This is a genomic window from Pedobacter sp. AK017, assembly GCF_014200825.1.
Lineage (GTDB): Bacteria > Bacteroidota > Bacteroidia > Sphingobacteriales > Sphingobacteriaceae > Pedobacter > Pedobacter heparinus.
The window spans coordinates 194,798-212,603 of the sequence record NZ_JACHCW010000003.1 but is presented as its reverse complement, the minus strand read 5'-3'; the positions used below and the strand labels follow the sequence as shown (position 1 = coordinate 212,603).

General features: G+C 43.5%; 17 protein-coding genes. 5 read left to right on the top strand and 12 right to left on the bottom strand.

The window, feature by feature from the left end; genetic code table 11:
• Nucleotides 1-11 precede the first annotated feature (11 nt).
• Genes HDC92_RS05860 through HDC92_RS05845 form a run of 4 tightly spaced genes read right to left on the bottom strand, consistent with a single transcriptional unit; the run spans nt 12 to nt 6,494 of the window.
• The gene (locus HDC92_RS05860) at nt 12-2,945 is read right to left on the bottom strand and encodes an FAD-binding and (Fe-S)-binding domain-containing protein (RefSeq protein WP_183872975.1); all 2,934 of its coding nucleotides are present in this window, start codon (nt 2,943-2,945) and stop codon (nt 12-14) included.
• Nucleotides 2,946-2,975: 30 nt separating this feature from the next.
• Entirely contained in the window at nt 2,976-4,505 is a 1,530-nt protein-coding gene (locus tag HDC92_RS05855; protein ID WP_183872973.1) for an aldehyde dehydrogenase family protein, read from the bottom strand.
• 15 nt (nt 4,506-4,520) lie between these two features.
• Nucleotides 4,521-5,426, bottom strand: a complete 906-nt coding sequence (locus tag HDC92_RS05850; RefSeq protein ID WP_183872971.1) for a DUF1338 domain-containing protein — start codon at nt 5,424-5,426, stop codon at nt 4,521-4,523.
• Nucleotides 5,427-5,429: 3 nt separating this feature from the next.
• Complete coding sequence (locus tag HDC92_RS05845) at nt 5,430-6,494, bottom strand: saccharopine dehydrogenase C-terminal domain-containing protein (RefSeq protein WP_183872969.1); 1,065 nt, start codon at nt 6,492-6,494, stop codon at nt 5,430-5,432.
• Nucleotides 6,495-6,572: 78 nt separating this feature from the next.
• On the opposite strand from HDC92_RS05845, the gene HDC92_RS05840 reads away from it, so the two are divergent.
• The 3 genes from HDC92_RS05840 (at nt 6,573) to HDC92_RS05830 (ending at nt 9,303) form a co-directional block, all read left to right on the top strand.
• Nucleotides 6,573-7,475, top strand: a complete 903-nt coding sequence (locus HDC92_RS05840) for a LysR substrate-binding domain-containing protein (RefSeq protein WP_183872967.1) — start codon at nt 6,573-6,575, stop codon at nt 7,473-7,475.
• Entirely contained in the window at nt 7,406-7,906 is a 501-nt protein-coding gene (locus HDC92_RS05835; RefSeq protein ID WP_221270926.1) for a hypothetical protein, read from the top strand. The genes HDC92_RS05840 and HDC92_RS05835 overlap by 70 nt, the downstream gene beginning before the upstream one ends.
• A 98-nt stretch (nt 7,907-8,004) precedes the next feature.
• Nucleotides 8,005-9,303 (top strand): BamA/TamA family outer membrane protein, encoded by a 1,299-nt coding sequence (locus HDC92_RS05830; RefSeq protein ID WP_183872965.1) that lies wholly within the window; start codon nt 8,005-8,007, stop codon nt 9,301-9,303.
• Between the two features lie 24 nt (nt 9,304-9,327).
• Here the strand turns inward: HDC92_RS05830 and HDC92_RS05825 are convergent, their stop codons facing one another.
• From HDC92_RS05825 to HDC92_RS05805, 5 genes are all read right to left on the bottom strand, one after another.
• A complete protein-coding gene (locus HDC92_RS05825; RefSeq protein WP_183872963.1) occupies nt 9,328-9,861 on the bottom strand; it encodes a hypothetical protein in 534 nt (177 codons plus the stop codon).
• 74 nt (nt 9,862-9,935) lie between these two features.
• The gene (locus tag HDC92_RS05820; protein ID WP_015808241.1) at nt 9,936-10,634 is read right to left on the bottom strand and encodes a DUF4142 domain-containing protein; all 699 of its coding nucleotides are present in this window, start codon (nt 10,632-10,634) and stop codon (nt 9,936-9,938) included.
• Nucleotides 10,635-10,740: 106 nt separating this feature from the next.
• Nucleotides 10,741-10,965 (bottom strand): CDGSH iron-sulfur domain-containing protein, encoded by a 225-nt coding sequence (locus HDC92_RS05815; RefSeq protein WP_015808242.1) that lies wholly within the window; start codon nt 10,963-10,965, stop codon nt 10,741-10,743.
• An 82-nt stretch (nt 10,966-11,047) separates the two neighbouring features.
• The gene (locus HDC92_RS05810; protein ID WP_183872960.1) at nt 11,048-12,478 is read right to left on the bottom strand and encodes a hypothetical protein; all 1,431 of its coding nucleotides are present in this window, start codon (nt 12,476-12,478) and stop codon (nt 11,048-11,050) included.
• Nucleotides 12,479-12,563: 85 nt separating this feature from the next.
• A complete protein-coding gene (locus HDC92_RS05805) occupies nt 12,564-12,989 on the bottom strand; it encodes a nuclear transport factor 2 family protein (protein WP_183872958.1) in 426 nt (141 codons plus the stop codon).
• A 154-nt stretch (nt 12,990-13,143) separates the two neighbouring features.
• Here HDC92_RS05805 and HDC92_RS05800 point away from each other — a divergent pair, with 154 nt between their 5' ends.
• Nucleotides 13,144-14,361, top strand: coding sequence for an MFS transporter (locus tag HDC92_RS05800; RefSeq protein WP_183872956.1), 1,218 nt, complete (start codon nt 13,144-13,146; stop codon nt 14,359-14,361).
• 4 nt (nt 14,362-14,365) lie between these two features.
• Here the strand turns inward: HDC92_RS05800 and HDC92_RS05795 are convergent, their stop codons facing one another.
• Entirely contained in the window at nt 14,366-15,847 is a 1,482-nt protein-coding gene (locus HDC92_RS05795; protein ID WP_183872954.1) for an arabinose isomerase, read from the bottom strand.
• An 86-nt stretch (nt 15,848-15,933) separates the two neighbouring features.
• Between HDC92_RS05795 and HDC92_RS05790 the strand changes: the two genes are divergently transcribed.
• Nucleotides 15,934-16,818: an AraC family transcriptional regulator gene (locus tag HDC92_RS05790; protein WP_183872952.1), complete on the top strand. Its 885-nt coding sequence runs from the start codon at nt 15,934-15,936 to the stop codon at nt 16,816-16,818.
• Here HDC92_RS05790 and HDC92_RS05785 read toward each other — a convergent pair.
• The gene (locus tag HDC92_RS05785; RefSeq protein WP_183872950.1) at nt 16,815-17,375 is read right to left on the bottom strand and encodes a GNAT family N-acetyltransferase; all 561 of its coding nucleotides are present in this window, start codon (nt 17,373-17,375) and stop codon (nt 16,815-16,817) included. The two genes, HDC92_RS05790 and HDC92_RS05785, sit on opposite strands and share 4 nt — an antisense overlap.
• Before the next feature lie 7 nt (nt 17,376-17,382).
• Nucleotides 17,383-17,757: a DUF2784 domain-containing protein gene (locus tag HDC92_RS05780; RefSeq protein ID WP_015808249.1), complete on the bottom strand. Its 375-nt coding sequence runs from the start codon at nt 17,755-17,757 to the stop codon at nt 17,383-17,385.
• Nucleotides 17,758-17,806: the final 49 nt, after the last annotated feature.

Here is a 17,806-nt window from a genome sequence, read left to right as displayed (position 1 = left end):
GAAGATAAGAGTTATTTTAAAAGCAGACAATTATATAATATTTCTACGGGGTGCAATGCTCTTTTTCCGGTACCATCCTTAATCTGGTGCCTGCAGCTGGTTCCGGTTGCCGCTATGATCACCTGATCTGTCTGTTTTCTGATTTCCGGAAAAAGTACCAGCTCAGCAATCTGCATCGACAGGCTGTAATGCTCTTTTTCGTACCCAAAAGAACCCGCCATCCCGCAACAGCCTGAAGGAATGGTTTCCACTTTATAGTTCACCGGAAAGGAAAGGACCTGTTCGGTAGCGCTTAAGGCATTAAAAGCTTTTTGCTGGCAATGCCCGTGCAGTACAACCGTTCTGGCTTCAGTACTAAAATCAGACTGTTTAATATTTCCCCTTTGTATTTCTCTGGCCAAAAATTCATCAATAAGTAAAACGTTGGCAGCCAGTTTCCTTGCTACGTCCAGCTGATCGTCATTTACCAGATCGGGATATTCGTCCCTGAAAGTCAGGATTGCCGAAGGTTCAATACCTATTAAGGGCGATGCCTCATTGATCAATGGGTCCAGGCACCAGACATTGTGCTGGGCAATTTTCCTGGCCCTCCGCAACAGACCTTTTGAAATAGAAGCCCTGCCACTTTCCAGGTGCTTCGGCAGGATTACCTCATAACCAAGGGCTTCCAGCAGCAGGATGGCCTTTATGCCAATCTCCGTATCCTGGTAATTGGTAAATTCATCACAAAAAAAGTAAACCTTTTTTGTACTTTGCAGAACTTCTCCTTTCCAGGTGTCGCGCTGATGTTTCAGGAACCAGCTTCTCAAAGTGGTATACTGAATTTCAGGCATACTCCTGCCGGCAGCAAAACCGGATATTTTTTTTACAGCGTGGCTAACACCTCTTCCTGTCATCATCCAGTTGTACAGCCGGGGCGCCATTGCACCCAGCGCCGCAATTCTGCTAAAGTTGGCTATCAGCCTCGACCTGAACGGAATACCGTTGGCATCCTGGTAATGCTGTAAAAACTCAGCTTTTAATTTTGCCATATCCACATTGGAAGGACACTCCGATTTACACCCCTTACAGCTCAGACATAAGTCCAGTATTTCCTTAATTTCCCGGTGATCAAATTTATTGACCTGCTCAGAATGCGTTAAAAAATTTCTCAATATATTTGCCCGGGCCCGGGTGGTATCCTTTTCGTCATGCGTAGCCATATAAGAAGGACACATGGTACCCCCTGCCAGATGGGATTTGCGGCAATCTCCTGAACCATTACACTGTTCAATATGTTGCAACATATTCTGTCCTTCATAACGGAACACAGTTTTAAAATCAAATCCTTTTTGTCCGGCAGTGTACCTCAGCATGGTATCCATAGGCGGACTGTCTATGATCTTACCGGGGTTAAAAATATTCCGGGGGTCCCAGGTCGCTTTTATTGCTTTCAGCAAGGCATAATTCTTTTCGCCAACCATTTGCGCAATAAATTCTCCCCTTAACCGCCCATCCCCATGTTCACCGCTTAAAGAACCTTTATATTTTTTGACCAGCAGGGCTATTTCTTCGGCTATTAACCGGAACATTCGGGTTCCCTGTTCTGTTTTTAAGTTCAGAATAGGCCTTAAATGCAGCTCCCCGGAACCGGCATGGGCGTAATGGACAGCATACAAACCATGTTTGCTTAAAATAGCATTAAAATCCCGGATATAGGCCGGTAAATCCTGTACCGCAACTGCGGTATCTTCAATTACAGGAACAGCCTTTTCATCGCCGGGCAAATTACCCAATAAGCCCAATCCTGCTTTTCTTAACGACCATACTTTCTTAATGTCCTGACCGAACAACAAAGGAAAATAATAGCCCAGTCCCAGGTTACGCAGTTCCGCTTCAACCCTGGCCGCTACCTCCATCACTTCAGCCCTGCTAGCTCTGGCATATTCAATAACCAGCAGGGCTGCCGGCTCCCCTTGCACAAAAAAGCTGTTCGCACGCTGCTCCATATTATCCCTGGTACATTCCAAGATATAATGGTCAATCAGCTCAACCGCATTTGGCTGGTATTTTAAGGCTACCAGATTGGCTTGCAGGGCAGCTTCCAGTGTATTAAAATGGACACAGAGTAAACCTGAATGTGCCGGGGGCAGGGGTTCCAGGTTCAGCTTCACCTCCGTAATGAAAGCCAGTGTACCTTCTGATCCTGCTATCAGTTTGCAAAAGTTAAAATCCTCAGCTCCCGCAGTAAAAGGTGCCGTGTCAAGCAAAATATCTATCGCATATCCGGTATTTCGCCGTTCTATGTCACTGCGCGGAAATTCTTTTCTGATTTCCTGCTGGTTTTCATAATTCCCCAACTGGCTTCTGATAGAACGGTATAACCTGGCCTCAAGACTTGTCCCTTCGCATTTCGCAATAAACTCCTCAAAATTCAGCGCCTTAAATGTCACCTCAGAGGCATCACTTAACAAAGCTTTAATTTCAAGGGTATGCTCTCTTGTACTTTTGTATAGGATAGAATTTGAACCACAGGAATTATTGCCCACCATACCTCCTATCATGGCACGGTTGGCTGTTGAAGTTTCAGGGCCAAAAAACAAACCATAGTTCCGAAGGTATTTGTTCAGCTCATCGCGCACTACGCCCGGTTGCACCTTAACCCAGCGCTCAGTGGTATTGAGTGCTATAAACTGGTTAAAATATTTAGATACATCCACCACTATACCACTCCCTACTACCTGTCCGGCCAATGAGGTCCCTGCCGTACGTGGGATCAGTGATGTCCCTTCTTCACCTGCAAATTCAATCAGCAGCTTCAGATCAGCTACTGAACGGGGAACCGCAACAGCAAGGGGCATTTCAGAATAGGTCGATGCGTCTGTAGCATACAACAACCTGGTGGTGTCATCCGTATATAATTCACCTTGCAGCGAACCCGCCAGTGCCTTAAGCTTCTCTTCCATCCCTTGATTTCAAGACAAGTTAAGCATAACTTACAAATCAAACTTTATGCCCTGGGCCAATGGCAGTGTATTGGAATAATTGATGGTGTTCGTTTGCCGCCGCATATACCCTTTCCAGGCGTCAGATCCGCTTTCCCTGCCACCACCGGTCTCCTTCTCGCCACCAAAGGCGCCGCCTATTTCAGCCCCGGAGGTACCGATATTTACATTTGCAATACCGCAGTCAGAGCCTGCGGCAGATAAAAACTGTTCTGCTTCACGCAGGTTCAAAGTCATAATTGCAGATGAAAGGCCCTGGGGTACATCATTCTGCATGGCTATGGCTTCCGCTATGTCTTTGTATTTCATCACATACAGAACAGGTGCAAAGGTCTCTTCCTGTACAATTGCATAATGGTTTTTAACCTCGGCAATACAAGGTTTAACATAACAGCCCGATTCAAAACCAGGTCCATTAACCACTCCGCCTTCAACTAAAAACCTGCCCCCCTGTTGTTTCACCTGCTCAATCGCATTCAGGTAATCTTTCACAGCCCCCTGGTCTATCAGCGGACCCATATGGTTATTTTCATCCAAAGGATCACCAATTTTGATCTGCCCGTAAGCTTTGGCCAGTTTAGCCGTAAAATCATCATAAACGCTTTCGTGGATGATCAGCCTGCGGGTAGAGGTACAACGTTGCCCGGCAGTCCCAACCGCACCAAATACAGCTCCGATGACCGACATTTCTAAATCTGCACTTGCAGAAATAACAATGGCATTGTTTCCGCCCAGCTCCAGTATGCTCCGGCCAAACCTGCCGGCCACCGTAGCTGAAACCACTTTTCCAACTCTGGTAGAACCGGTGAAAGAGATCAATGGAATACGCTTGTCCTCATTGATCAATGTGCCACAGGCATTACCCGTAACCAAATTGCTTATTCCTTCAGGTAAATCATTTGCCTTTAACACTTTAGCAACAATATGCTGACAGGCTATGGCGCAGAGCGGTGTTTTTGAAGAAGGTTTCCAGACACATACATTGCCACATACCCAGGCCAGCGCAGTGTTCCAGGCCCAAACCGCCACAGGAAAATTAAAGGCCGAAATAATGCCGACTACCCCCAGTGGATGCCATTGCTCATACATACGGTGACCGGGCCTCTCTGAATGCATCGTTAAGCCATAAAGCTGCCTCGATAATCCTACAGCAAAATCGCAGATGTCGATCATCTCCTGCACCTCGCCCATGCCTTCCTGTAAACTCTTTCCCATCTCAAAAGATACCAATGCCCCCAGGGCATCCTTATGTTCACGCAGGGCATCTCCAAACTGACGTACCATTTCACCACGCTTAGGCGCGGGTACCTTTCTCCAATGCAAAAAGGCCTGGCTTGCCTGTTCCATTACTTTTTCATAGCCCGCCACATCTGTGCTTTGCAAGCTGGCAATTACCTGTCCATTTACCGGAGAGCTGGAACTGATAACAGCCCCTTTGGATGCCAGCCATTTACTACCTGTTGAAGTCCCTGAATTGTCTGGTTCAATCCCCAGTTTGTTTAATATTTCGTTGATGTTCATTGCTTTATAAATTGATTAATCCTTTGCAGGTTTAATATACGTACTTTCAAATATTTTATCAGCATTATTGGTCTCAAAACCTTCACGCCGGTGATCCCTTTTTATTTCAGTTAAAGGCAGCTCCCTGAATTCCGGTAAAACCAAACGCTCCGAAAATTCTACATAGCTGCCTGCAATCGGCATACGCTCGCCTTCCGCAAATACAGCCTCCTGCATTTCGGCCATAGTACTGCTCTGCCGCAATAAACCGTCTGCACTCACTTTGATCTTACCACCTGAACTGTTCAGCTTTAAGCCAAGCGATTCCACAAACCGGTTAAAATCTTCCAGCTTATTGTAGCCAGGCTTCAGGTCCTGCACGCTGATGGTATAATGGTTCAGGTAGTATCGGTTGTAAATTACCCAGGCGGCATACTCACTTTCTTCCAGTAAGCGCTGGTAATCTGCCAGATCAGGCAGTTGCCATAAAGGCTGATGAAAAAATGTACCGATCTCAGCTCCATTGTCAAGGTCAAGTGTATCCACAGGGTCTTTATGTATACTGGAAGTGTACTTGTAAATAAGTTGCTGCGCCAGTTCCGACAGCTCTTTAACGATCAGCTCACTCATAAATATCCTGGGATATTCAGGAGCAGGTGGTGCATACCAATAGGCATTCAGTTTTTTACCCTCAAAATAATAGTAATCCATTTTTTTATACCCCTGGTGCAAAAAGATCTTTTCGAAAGAAGCAATGCCCAGATGTGGTACCCCTAAAGTACGGAAAGCAATGTGGTCATTCACAATTTCTTCCTGTGCTTTTATCACACCGGCCTCAATGAGCGAACCAGTAATCTTTTTAACCGCTGGTACAGCCTTCCGGTACCGGTCAAAAAGTACATTCAGAAAAATATCAAGGGTCTTTTCCTTATCGAAATTCATATGTTATGATTTAAATAAGCTACCGGTTCTGGTGTCCAGTAACGATTCAAGTGAAATCTCTTCCTGTTTAATAAATCCTTTGGCCGGAATCGAACCATTGGCTACCATTTCTATTACTGCAACCAGACTTGCAGCGGTAGTCCAGGAAATTGCCCTCCAGCGCTGCCCCGCAATTACAATCGGCGCACAGGCTTTGTAAAACTCATTTCTTTTCATCTGCCCATCTTTCCAGCCTTCTGCAACTGCATAAATCAACACTACATCTTCTTCTACTTCGGGCTTGGCATTTTTTAAGAGCTCTTCCAGCTGTTGCTTATCATTTTTCAGGTGCAGTTCATGGATCAAAAAATTCATCAGGTCGCAATGCCCCGGATAACGGATCGTTTTGTAATCCAGCTTATCCACTCTGCCTTCATAGGTCTCACACATCGTGCCCAAGCCACCTGAAGTATAAAAAGCCTCATAGGCCGCCCCCTCAATGTTAATCGCTTCTTTACCCTGTAAAGAAATTACGCGTTTCCGCTCAGCATTGTGTATAGCTTCTGCATCGTTAATGTACTCATTTACCACACCGGCGGCCGACCAGGTAAAGGAATAGGCCATTTCTCCATTGGGGTATTTTGGCAAAGCACCCACACGCATTTCTATAGAACGGATCTTTTCAAAGTCCTTACTCAGATGTGCACCTATAACACCAATAATTCCCGGGGCCAGACCACATTGGGGCGCCATCACCGCAGTTGCATCCTTACTCAGCTCCCTGATGTAAGCGGTAGTTTCTACATCCTCCGTCAAATCAAAATAATGGCTACCTGTCTGTTGCGCTATCAGTGCAATGGTTTTATTCAAAAAATAGGGCAGTGCCGATACTACCGCATCATGGTCCGCAATCAGCTTGCGCATCAGTTCAGCATCTGTCACATCACCGGTAATTACTTTAAAGGGCAGCGTATATGGATAATGGGGCTGTTGCTTATCCATGCCGGTTACCTCAAATTGCTCACTCAACAATACGCCTACCAGTGTCCCAACTTTACCAAGTCCCAGTGTAAGTACTTTTTTTATCATATATTTTATTTCAGCTTAATGGTTCCCCAACAAATATCCATAACTTAGTCATAAGTATTGATTAATGTTAATTATATAATGATCAGTTTCACTAATCAAATAGAACTCAGACATCTTGTGTATTTCAAAATGCTTGCCGAGGAGTTGCATTACCGTAAAGCTGCCGAAAAGCTGTTTATTTCCCAGTCTGCCTTAAGCCAGCAGATCAAACAACTGGAACAGCTGATCCAGATCTCCCTTTTTGACAGGTCCAATAAAAAAGTAGCTTTAAGTGAATCCGGAAAATCCTTATATAAGGATGCAGTCCAGGTGCTGAACAAGGTAGAATCTGCCCTTACCAATTTAGAGCTGATTAAAATAGGCAATACCGGACAGCTCAGAATTGGTTTCGTAGCCTCAGCAATGCAATCTGTTTTACCCGGATTGTTAAAAAATTTTCATAAAGAGTGTCCAAACATTAAATTTCAGCTCGATGAACTAAACAACAGGGAACAGTTAATGGCCTTAAAAAACGAAGAACTTGATCTGGGCTTCATGCGCTCCAACCATGTTGATGCGGGATATGACATCAGGAGTGTGTATAAAGAAACCTTTTCCCTGGTGCTGCCCCAAAATCACCCCATCAATGCAGAAACTTTTATAAATATAGGGCAGTTCAGAGAAGAACCTTTTATCCTGTTCCCAAATGACCAGAGTCAGTTATATTATCAGCAAATCATTAACCTGTGTGCTGATCAGGGCTTTGCACCTAAAATTGCCCACCGGTCCATCCATGCCCCAACTATTTTCAAATTGGTAGAATATGGAATGGGGGTCTCCGTTATCCCTACCTCTTTGGCGCATACTGAAAACAAGGAGATCAAATTCATCGAACTGAAAAAAATAACACAAAGAACTGAACTATACGCTGTATGGAAAAAGAAAAGCCAAAATCCGGCATTGCCGCACCTTTTAGAAATGCTTACAAATTTTACCCTATAACAGGATTTATCCAGCTGTGTTTAAGCCTCTTTTTTGTCCTGCTGGCCAGTTGTAACAGCAATGATGAGAGAAGGGAAAGTCAGGTTAAAACGGCATACCGGGCCATAAACAAAGATGATACGGCTTCGCTTAGAATAAGACTAACTGATAAGGAGTTTTATGGCAGGTTTGAAATCAATTATCATGGCGCTTACAAAGATTCCGGTGAAGTGACCGGAATAGTAAAAGGTGATACCCTAAAAGGAACTTGCCGCTTTCAGCGTTATGGGATCGAAACCTGGCACAGGATCCCCATAGCGCTGTTAAAAAAGGACAATAAGCTCATTATGGGTACAGGTTCCATGGAAATTTATATGAACATGACCTATTTCAAAAAGAACATCCCGATTGAGTACCAGAATCCAAAATTTGTATTCGAAAAGATCCCTTAACTGCCTAAAAAAATAAAGATCGTCCCCTGCCTGCAATTGATCTGGATATTTGTCGTTATTTTTGAGGAATTTACAGAAACCTTTGGAACACTGATCGCATGCCAGATAGCAATATATCTTTTAAAAACAAATGGATCCCCATACTTGCCCTGCTCGTTGGTATGCCCTGGGGTTACGCACAGGCGCAAACCACTGATTCATTAAGGACTGATCCTATAAAAAGGGACAGCAGCTATACCCAATACGATATTGGTGATCTTTTTAACAGTATTTTTCATCCTAAGCGGAAAAGTACTAACCCGGCAAAAAAATCAGCTGTAACCATCATTCCTAATTTTGCATATAACCCAAGTATAGGGGCACAGATCGGCATAAAGGCAGTTGCGGGTAAAATATTGGGAAAAGACCCGCATACACTCATGTCCATTGCCGCAACTTCAGCATCTATAACCACTAAAGGCATCATTTACTTTTACCTTAACCACAATGTATATACACCTGGTAATAAATGGAACCTCCAGGGAAGCCTGGTTGCCGCAAAAACCGTATTGCCAGATTTTGGATTGGGCATAGGTAAAGCTGCCACAGGTAGCGAAGCCGACATGATCCTCAGTAATCCCGGCCGAAAACCCTATGTACTTCACGCAGAATATTACAATTTCAGGGAAAAGATATACAAGCAGGTGCAGCCAAACTTATTTCTGGGTGCCGGGGTATCCTTCGAGATCAGAAGGAAAATTGAAGATCGCGCAAATACCAGCAATGCACTTACGCCATATAACATCTATAGCGACAAATACGGCTTTAACCGCGACCATTATCAATCTAATGGCTTATTGTTTAACCTGCAGTATACTACGCGCGACAACCAGAACCGTGCTTATAAAGGCATTTATGTTGATGCCGGCATCCGCCTTAACCAAACCTGGATGGGCAGTTCTAAAAGTGCTATGCAGATTACCACCGATTTCAGAAAATACTGGAGTCTTTCCAGCAGCAATCCTGAACATGTTATCGCCTTTTGGAACTGGGGCTCCTACCTGATCAATGGGGCCCTTCCCTATCTGGAACTGCCAGGTACCGGAAGGGATACTTACTTCCGCAGTGGAAGGGGCTATACAGTTACCTATTTTAAAGGCCCGCAATATTTTTATTCAGAGCTGGAATACCGTTTTCCGATCACAAGGAATAAATTTATAAGTGGTGTTGCTTTTGGCAATATACAAACGGCCAATGACGACCTCGGTACAGCACTGTTTCAGGAATGGCAGCCAGGTGGCGGTGCAGGCTTACGTGTATTGTTTAACAAAGCCACACGAACTAACCTCTGCCTGGATTATGCCTTTGGAAAATATGGTTCAAAGGGGTTCTTCCTGGGCCTCACTGAAGCCTTTTAACTGGTCCTGAAATAGATAAGTCAATTAATTCATTTGAGGCAGGGGAAGCAGATATTCATCCTGCTTACGCTTATAAAGCCTGTTAAAAGCAACCATAAATGATTTATAATCCTGCTGGGAAATGGCAAGCGAGGTCTGATAAAGGTTAACAGGATGCAGGCTTTCATCTACAGATTCAAAAACCAGCTTCATTGCTTTATTGCCTGTCTGAAAATTTTCATGAAAGGGAAACACCTTTAGCGATTTCGTAATGTTCAGGGTTTTTGCAGGCATTTTAATCGGGCCATAGCGTTGCTGGTAACTTAAAGAATGTTTTTTTAGAACCACAGTTTCTGAACCATACAGGTTCCATAAAGAATACCGGAACAGCAATACCTCCATCACGGTAATAAATAAGGTGATTACCCCTATATTACCTATAAAAAATAATATAATGATCCCAATGAGCAGCACATTTAAGGTATAAAGAAAGATTTTTCCGCCTAAAGACGAACGCACAACCAGGGTAGCGGTTATCGAAATTCCATCTTCATCAACTTTAAAATTACTCGCTTTCATATCTTCAAATTATGCATCAAAACTATTAAATCTTATTCATTTGCCCAACCGGCCCTTTCCCCTCTCCAGTCCTGCTATTGCTTTGGCTTAAATACTTTGGTCAGTTCCTGGGCCGCCTCAAGGTGTTTTCTCAACACAGGCAATTGTTTTAAGGCAAACGCTCTTATGGCCGGGTCTTTAGACTTACCGGCGGCAGTATAAAGCGCTATCATGTTCTGATTGCTTTCGATCATCTGTTCAACAAATTCCAGATCGGTTCTGCTGGAAACATTAAGGGATTTTAATGTAACCAGGGCCATGTTTTTGCTCCCTGAAAGCTTTTTTAAATCATGTTGAATCTCTGCGTGGTCAGTCAAAACCATAGCAGCATAATCCTTTATCCGGGTATTTGCGGTTGTTCTTACAGCGTTTTCACTCCGCTTAACTTCAATTTGCTGATCGGTTAACATCTTATTGACAAGTTCTTCATCACTCATAGCCGCTAACTTCTGCTGATTCACCCTCACCATCGCATTGGCTTTTGCAATTGCATTATTGGCAATACTGGTCGCATTTTCTTCTGAACCTGCACCATTTGACTGACCGATTCCGGGTGTAAGGCCGTCTCCACTTGCATTGATTACGCCCCTGCTCGGGTTTTTAATCCCCGGGGTTACACCTGTTATTTTTCTTCGTTTTTTACCTTCCTCAGCAGATGAACTCCTGGAAGATGAACAGGAATAAACTAAACAGGCCAATATCAGAAGAATTGCAAATATTCGGAGACTTTTCATGCGTGCAGGATTTAGCGGTAATACTTGTTAAAACTACAAAAACCTCGCAATAATGTTTGCTTTCCCTGCTTAAAATTACAGCTGCATTGCAGTACGCATGTCCTTTTTAAACTTTTTTAGGAGGAAGTTCAAATGCAACAGCCTCATGCTCAAAATGTCCGTTATGGGAACCATCACAAAAAGGTTTGTTTTTTGACAGCCCGCAACGGCAAATGGACAATACTGTTCTCCCCTGTAAGCCATAAGCATTGCCATTTCTGTCAACAATTTCAAAATCACCTTCTATTTTCACTGATCCGTTATTGTTAATTGTAAGTTTCGTTTTCGACATTGGATTGTTGTTCTTATTTCGGCCAAAACTAAAACAATGCCGGCAGAGTTCTGAATAACATTTTAGTTTAGAAACGTTATAACTAAAAGTCTCCGGAAGGTGTTATGATCCCGTCAATACTTTTATAGAGCGGGGCGTTCACATAAACAGGAAAATCTGCTGTCAGCACCTTCAAGCGCTTCAGGTTAGCATCTGCTTCAGTGGTTAAACTGAGTTTTTTTAAATTATAATTGTATGCTTCCGCAAAAAAGACAAGGCAAAGCCGGTTGTAAAGGTCAAGTTTCCGGTCTGCTATCAATGTCTCAATCGTTCTGTAAACTGCCGCTTTTGAGTCCAGTTCTGCCATTGCCCGTCCTGTACGGTTAAGTTCACCATAATAATGGTTAACCGCAAAATGATCGGCACGCAGCAAAATTCCCGGAACCAGGTACCTGAAATCAACGCCCAGCGCTTCCAGTTCTTTACCATAAGTTTTTCTTCCGGGTTGTGCATAACTCGCATCTATCATCCGCTCAAAGTTGTCATTGAGAATATCGAGATGCGATCTTAGAAAAATCTCCATACAACAGGTCTCTCCTGCCAGTCTTGCTATATTTGTAGCATGTATTATCGGACCGTTGTCCATGCTGCAAGATCCCATCACCCTCCTTCTGCGTTTAAGCTCCAAGGCCTTTTCCTTAGATAGGTATAGCTCAACATGATTTTCAAACTGATCCATTTCAAAACCCCAGGGCCCTTCTTTTAATATGACTTCAGTGGTCTTTGTCAGAAATTCTTCCAAATCTCTTTTCTGTGCAATACTTCGCTCTTTTTCTTTTACCGGATAGATTCCATCTGCTTTTGCTTTACGGATCAGTGTATCTATCCTGGATGGCTTTAAATTGTAAAACCTTGCCCGGGTAATCTTATCACTTTTGTAGATATAAGTATTGGTGTCAATCATGTAATCTGTATATTCAATGGCTAACCTCGCTTTCTCGGGCAATTCAGACCTTTTAAATTCTTCCCTGATCAACAATGCAAGAAGTACATCTGCTTCTGGCCTTGGGCCTTTATAATAGTCGGCAACCCATTTACCACTAAGATCCTGATCATAATCTGTTGCATTAGGGCTTAAAATTTCTGTATGGCCATCATCAGCAATTCTTATTGTTTGAAATACAACCTTTTTCGTACCTTCCTCCCGCCGGCCCTTAATAAAAAATACATCTGGCGTAACTTTCAGATCTGGATATAGCCTTTTAAGCTCCGGCAATGAACTGTTTTTAGCAATCAGTTCATTTACCTTAGCCGCATTTACGCCTTCTATTTTTACATAAACGGCATTACCCTGAGGCCTGGCCCTATACAGTCCGCCACGTTTCTCAGGATTAAATTTTTTGTTCTTCAGGCCAATCTCTTTTTTAAGTTTCAGCATAATTTCTTCGGGATAGAGAGTATGCTGTAGAGGGTTGGTTTGTCCACATGCTCCAAAGAACAACAGGGACAGGATAAGACTAAGGTAAATTTTCATGGTTTTGGTTTTAATCCATACCATGATGCAATTACTTTTCAGTTTCCACAAAAGAAAATATACATTCAGCAAAACGCCAAAAAAACTATGCTGGCTTTGGTAAACTCAGGGCCTCAACCAGGCCATAACTATCTTCCTGTAGCCGGTAACGAACAATCTGCCCATCAGCAACTGTAAAATGTGCAGAAAACATGGAGGCATAAACTTCCCCGGTCCTTAACATTACAGAACTGAACGAGCCTGTAACCACAGCAAAATCTCCTTCGGCCAGAATATGGTCAATCTCCGCACTCACCGGCTCAATGTTTTCCCACAGCAATACAAAAAAATCACGTATTTCTTTACGGTTACTTCTCTTCCCCAGCCATGGGGCCAGTTCCTGATTACCTGGTACATCCCAGTCTGGCTCTGCTGAAAAAAGAAGTAACAATTTTTCGAGTTCACGATTGGCCAAAGCCTCATAAAACTGACGGACAATGCTTTTTGTTTGGGTAGTTAAGAATGCTGACATGACATTTATTTTATTTCATAGCAAAGAAAACCACCGGTACTGACAACCCTATGGCAGTCTGTTTTTTATTTTATTACAATCAAATGTTACAGAATAGCCAAGCCTGGAATCCTGATAACCTAACTTTGTGCTTTAGAAATTATATCCGATTAAATTGAGCAGTACAAAAGTTTTAACACAACAACACGAGGGCATAGCAACCCTGCTTGCATTTGCCCTGTTACCACTATCCGGCTTTGCAACTGATATCTATATCCCTTCTTTACCCACAATGGCCTCCACATTACAGGTAAGCAGTCTGCAGGTCCAGCTTACGCTAAGTCTTTTTCTCATCAGCTACGGCATCTCCCAGCTATTTATCGGCAGTGTGCTCGACAGCTTTGGCCGGTACCGTTTAAGCCTCATCTGCCTGCTCATCTTCGCCGCGGCCAGCATCGTCATTGCCAATACGCATAACATCTACCTCATTTACCTGATGCGCATCATACATGGTTTTACAGTAGGAACCATTATTGTAGCGAAAAGGGCATATTTTGTCGACTTGTTTACCGGCGATCAGCTGAAACACTATTTAAGTCTCTTTTCCATTATCTGGTCTACAGGTCCCATTGTCGCCCCTTTTATAGGCGGCTACCTGCAAACCGCTTTTGGCTGGGAATCCAATTTTTACTTCCTGGCTTTACTGGCCATTGTGCTGGCCGTTCTGGAGTATATTTACAGCGGCGAAACGCTGAGCCATTTTTCGGCTTTTTCCTTAAAAAAGATTACCGGCATCTATATCACCATGATCAAAACCGCAAGCTTTAGCCTGGGCATCGTGATGCTGGGCCTTGCTTATACCATGGTGATGATCTACAACATGACAGGCCCCTTTATCGTAGAACACCACTTACATTTTACACCTGTTGTTGCGGGTTACAGCTCACTCATCCTGGGCTTTGCATGGATGGTAGGCGGATTCATAGGTAAGGCAACCATTAACAGGCCCTTCTTCAAAAAGATGACCACCAACCTGATATTTCAGGTGATATTTGTATCAACCATGCTGCTCAGCATACAGTTCATTTCCAGTCTGTATACCTTAATCCTGTTCGCATTCCTCATCCATGTAACCGCCGGTTACATCTTTAACAATTATTTCACTTTCTGCCTCGGGTTGTTCCCTAAAAACGCTGGAATTGCCAGTGGTTTAACCGGTGGCATCACTTATGTAATTGTATCTTTTTTAAGCTATAGCATCATTGCCATTTTACCGGCAAAAGACGAGCATCACCTTGGAGCCAGTTACCTGGTACTGACCATACTCTCTGCCCTGGTCATGTTTACCATTTACAGTAGGCATAAAAAAGCCGGTACTCAGGTAACAGAATGATTGGTTAACACACCTTAACCACATCCATGTTTAACAACTGGCCCAGCTTTTCAATTTTTGAGCTGATGTGTCCTACACCAATTGCACAGTGATGTGCAGGGCCGTAACTGTTCCAGCTGTTTACAAAATTTCTGGCACCAACAGGGAATTTATACCTGCTGTTGGTATTGCCAATCTGCAATATCGGACCCGGTACTGCTTCAGCCTCCGCTACCAGCAGCATCAGGGTCCCTCCTTTCTGTTCTACTACGGACAATAAGGTCACGGGGCCATTCTTTACCGACATCTCCACAGATACCCCCTTGCCAACTTTGCCATGGTATACACCTAAAGGACGAACTTTTGTTTTACCTTCTGCAATGGCAATATGTCCGGGTCCATCATGTCCCATCAGCACTACGTCGTCGTTAAAGTCCATTGCATAGTATTCTGTAAATGAGCCTCCCGCACCAAAACAATCCATAATTTTCATGGCCTGCGCATTTTTTATTTCATATTCGCCTGCCACAGGAATTCCCCGCGCAGTCAAAAGTGAATTGCCCAGAATGATTGAACTGATGGCTTCTTCATTCTCAATATTCCCCGTGCCTTTATAATAATAAGCCATCGAGCCCAGCTGATGTTTGTCCGCCAATCTATCCAGGGCCACCGAGGTAACCGCCGCTTTTTCCAGTTCTTCTTTAGCGCAGTCCTTTTGCACGTCAAAGGTTTCGTAAAACAACTGCAGCCTTTCGTTCATTTCCGCTGGCGTTACGGCTTTCCGCAAACTGGCCAGTTCCTCTACTTCAAGCAATTCTATATGGCCCCCAAAATGCGCATATTGCTGGGTCAGGTCAGAATAAATGTCCAGCATACCACTATAATAATGCCCCATACAGCCCATCCGGTTATAAAACATCATGTTGGCCACCTTTGCCGCTTCTACCCATTCTGTAATCTCGTTCCAGCATTCCGGATCGTGCCGCAGCATCCCGGTAATCTGATGAAATTTTATGCCTGTACGGTTAAATACATTGGCAATTTCAGGAACCGGACAGGCAGAGCAGTAAGACAGCCATTCACCCGTCATCTTGGTCCTGTCTGTCATGGCATTAAAGGCGGTATAATCTATAGCGGCTTCCGGACTCAGGTTAAGTATAATAACGGGTACCTTGGCGCGCTGAACCACCGGTAATACCGTCGACGATAAGGCATAAGTGGTCACATATAAAAAGATCACATCTACATCTTCTGTTTTAAATAACCTGCCGGCAGCAAAAGCCTTATCGGGGCTGTCTACCAAACCTGCATTTAAAACGGCAGGATGGATAGCCCCGAGTTTCTGCTCAACTATAGCCAGATAGCCTTCCAGCCGTTCTTTTAAGCCTTCAAACTGTGGCCAGTAAGTGTCTAATCCAATACCAAACAAACCTATTTTTAGTGTCGATTTTGAATTGTTCGGTAAAAATGATTGCTTTGCTGAAACGGATGCGATAGGGTCAGTCATAAGATTTATATTTAGGTTAAGCAAAAATTGGCGTTTCACTTTGTTTAATCAATGTACGATCTGATAATCCGCATATACTTATTGAGATGAGCAATTATTTTAAATACCTTCCTGTAAGTGATCACGATATCAACTGGGGCCTGCATGTCTTAAATGCAGGGTATAACCGGATCAGCAAGGCGGCAAATTATCCCCCTGCCGGTCATCCTGCCGGTCATTATTTTAACTGGGATAAGGGACGGATACTGGATGAATATCAGCTGATATACATTTCAAAAGGTACAGGTATTTTCGAATCTGCACATTGCAAACAGCTGCACATCAATGAAGGTGCTGTCATCCTGCTCTTCCCTGGCGAATGGCACCGCTTTAAACCAGATCCGGAAACAGGATGGGATGAATACTGGGTAGGTTTTAAAGGGGATATCATTAGCAATATTGCTAAAAAAAACTTTATTTCTCCCCATCTGCCCCTGCTGCAGGTGGGTCTCAGCGATCAGCTGATCGACCTTTTTTCGGCCATCCTGGAAAAAACCAAAACAGAACAACCAGGTTACCAGCCACTCATATCAGGAATGATCCTGCACCTCCTGGGTGAAGTGTATGCCAAAACCAAATTGCAGGCGCTGGAAAAGGAAAACATATCAGAAATCCTGATCAATAAGGCCAGTATCCTGCTACGGGAATCTGTCCATACAAATATCGCCATAGAAAAGCTCGCCGAAGAACTGCATGTCAGCTATTCCTGGTTTCGTAAGGCCTTCAAAACCTTTACCGGAATTGCACCACACCAGTATTTATTACAGTTAAAAATAGAAAAGGCCAAAACCCTCCTTTCAGACAGTACAAAACCCATCAAGGAAATTGCCTTTGAACTGGGCTTTGAATCCTCATTTTACTTTTCCAGGATCTTTAAAAACAAAACCAGTTATGCACCGGATACTTACCGAAAGCTAGTCCGGAAACTTTAAACAAGCGTTTTATACTGCATGTGCAGATAATTGCCACCCATAAATTCCTTTTCATTTACAGTTTGAAAGCCAAGGCTTGCGTACAACTTTTCAGCTTTAGGGTTTTCTTTGCTCACCAGTAAACCTACAAGGGGCTTATTTATTGAAAGGGCATGTGCTATTAAAGCCCTGATCAACTCTTTACCAATGCCTTTCCCCTGTTTTCCCGGGGCCACACTTACACAATCAATATAATATTCCCCCGCCTGCGTTTCATGTTCAATATGTTCCGGAAAACCATATTTATGGCTGATGTAAGCTAAAAAAGGAGCGCGAAGTAATTCCAGATCGGCCCCATCATAAGCACTGATCATTCCGGAAACCCCTGCTCCGTCTTCATACACCAATGTATTTTCGTAACTGTACTGATTGGCTGGCAGTGCAGCAAACCTTTCAAATAAAAGAACTGCTTCCTCAGGATCTTTACCGGCAACAAATTTTGCGGCCAGACTGTCCATGGCTAAGATAATTAGGCTGGCTATTGCAGCTGCATCATCAGGTTTTGCTTGTCTTATCATAAAACCGCTATTTGTCCTTTCCTTTTTTACGTACAAAATTAAAATAAACCGATAAAATTGCAGCAATAGCAAAGCCTATTGAAGTTGCTGCATCAATAAAATCTGCTGAAATATCCTGACCGCTTAACTTGTCAGCATAATATTTAATAAATGAATTCGGCAAATTGTTTTCACCTAAATGCGTTTTAACCTGCCATTGCCAGTCAGTAACAGGGCAATAGCCCAGCCCATACCATATGCCCAGCACCAGCCAGGATCCTGCAGTAAGCAGCACCAGCACAAAATGCATTTTCCTGGTCGGAGGCCATATCCAGCCCAACAGGTTAAATCCTATAATCACCAAATGGAAAATGGTAAAAAGAAAATCATATAACTGGTACATCGGTTAAAGATAATCCGAAAATCATTCCCTCAAAATATTATCTTTATCC

Bases quoted from the DNA above. Each gene is read 5' to 3' on its own strand.
- HDC92_RS05850 (WP_183872971.1), bottom strand. From the start codon at position 5,426: ATGAATTTCGATAAGGAAAAGACCCTTGATATTTTTCTGAATGTACTT.
- HDC92_RS05810 (WP_183872960.1), bottom strand. From the start codon at position 12,478: ATGAAAATTTACCTTAGTCTTATCCTGTCCCTGTTGTTCTTTGGAGCA.
- HDC92_RS05815 (WP_015808242.1), bottom strand. From the start codon at position 10,965: ATGTCGAAAACGAAACTTACAATTAACAATAACGGATCAGTGAAAATA.
- HDC92_RS05825 (WP_183872963.1), bottom strand. From the start codon at position 9,861: ATGAAAGCGAGTAATTTTAAAGTTGATGAAGATGGAATTTCGATAACC.
- HDC92_RS05805 (WP_183872958.1), bottom strand. From the start codon at position 12,989: ATGTCAGCATTCTTAACTACCCAAACAAAAAGCATTGTCCGTCAGTTT.
- HDC92_RS05780 (WP_015808249.1), bottom strand. From the start codon at position 17,757: ATGTACCAGTTATATGATTTTCTTTTTACCATTTTCCATTTGGTGATT.
- HDC92_RS05860 (WP_183872975.1), bottom strand. From the start codon at position 2,945: ATGGAAGAGAAGCTTAAGGCACTGGCGGGTTCGCTGCAAGGTGAATTA.
- HDC92_RS05785 (WP_183872950.1), bottom strand. From the start codon at position 17,375: ATGATAAGACAAGCAAAACCTGATGATGCAGCTGCAATAGCCAGCCTA.
- HDC92_RS05845 (WP_183872969.1), bottom strand. From the start codon at position 6,494: ATGATAAAAAAAGTACTTACACTGGGACTTGGTAAAGTTGGGACACTG.
- HDC92_RS05795 (WP_183872954.1), bottom strand. From the start codon at position 15,847: ATGACTGACCCTATCGCATCCGTTTCAGCAAAGCAATCATTTTTACCG.
- HDC92_RS05835 (WP_221270926.1), top strand. From the start codon at position 7,406: ATGGAAAAAGAAAAGCCAAAATCCGGCATTGCCGCACCTTTTAGAAAT.
- HDC92_RS05855 (WP_183872973.1), bottom strand. From the start codon at position 4,505: ATGAACATCAACGAAATATTAAACAAACTGGGGATTGAACCAGACAAT.
- HDC92_RS05830 (WP_183872965.1), top strand. From the start codon at position 8,005: ATGCCAGATAGCAATATATCTTTTAAAAACAAATGGATCCCCATACTT.
- HDC92_RS05820 (WP_015808241.1), bottom strand. From the start codon at position 10,634: ATGAAAAGTCTCCGAATATTTGCAATTCTTCTGATATTGGCCTGTTTA.
- HDC92_RS05790 (WP_183872952.1), top strand. From the start codon at position 15,934: ATGAGCAATTATTTTAAATACCTTCCTGTAAGTGATCACGATATCAAC.
- HDC92_RS05840 (WP_183872967.1), top strand. From the start codon at position 6,573: ATGATCAGTTTCACTAATCAAATAGAACTCAGACATCTTGTGTATTTC.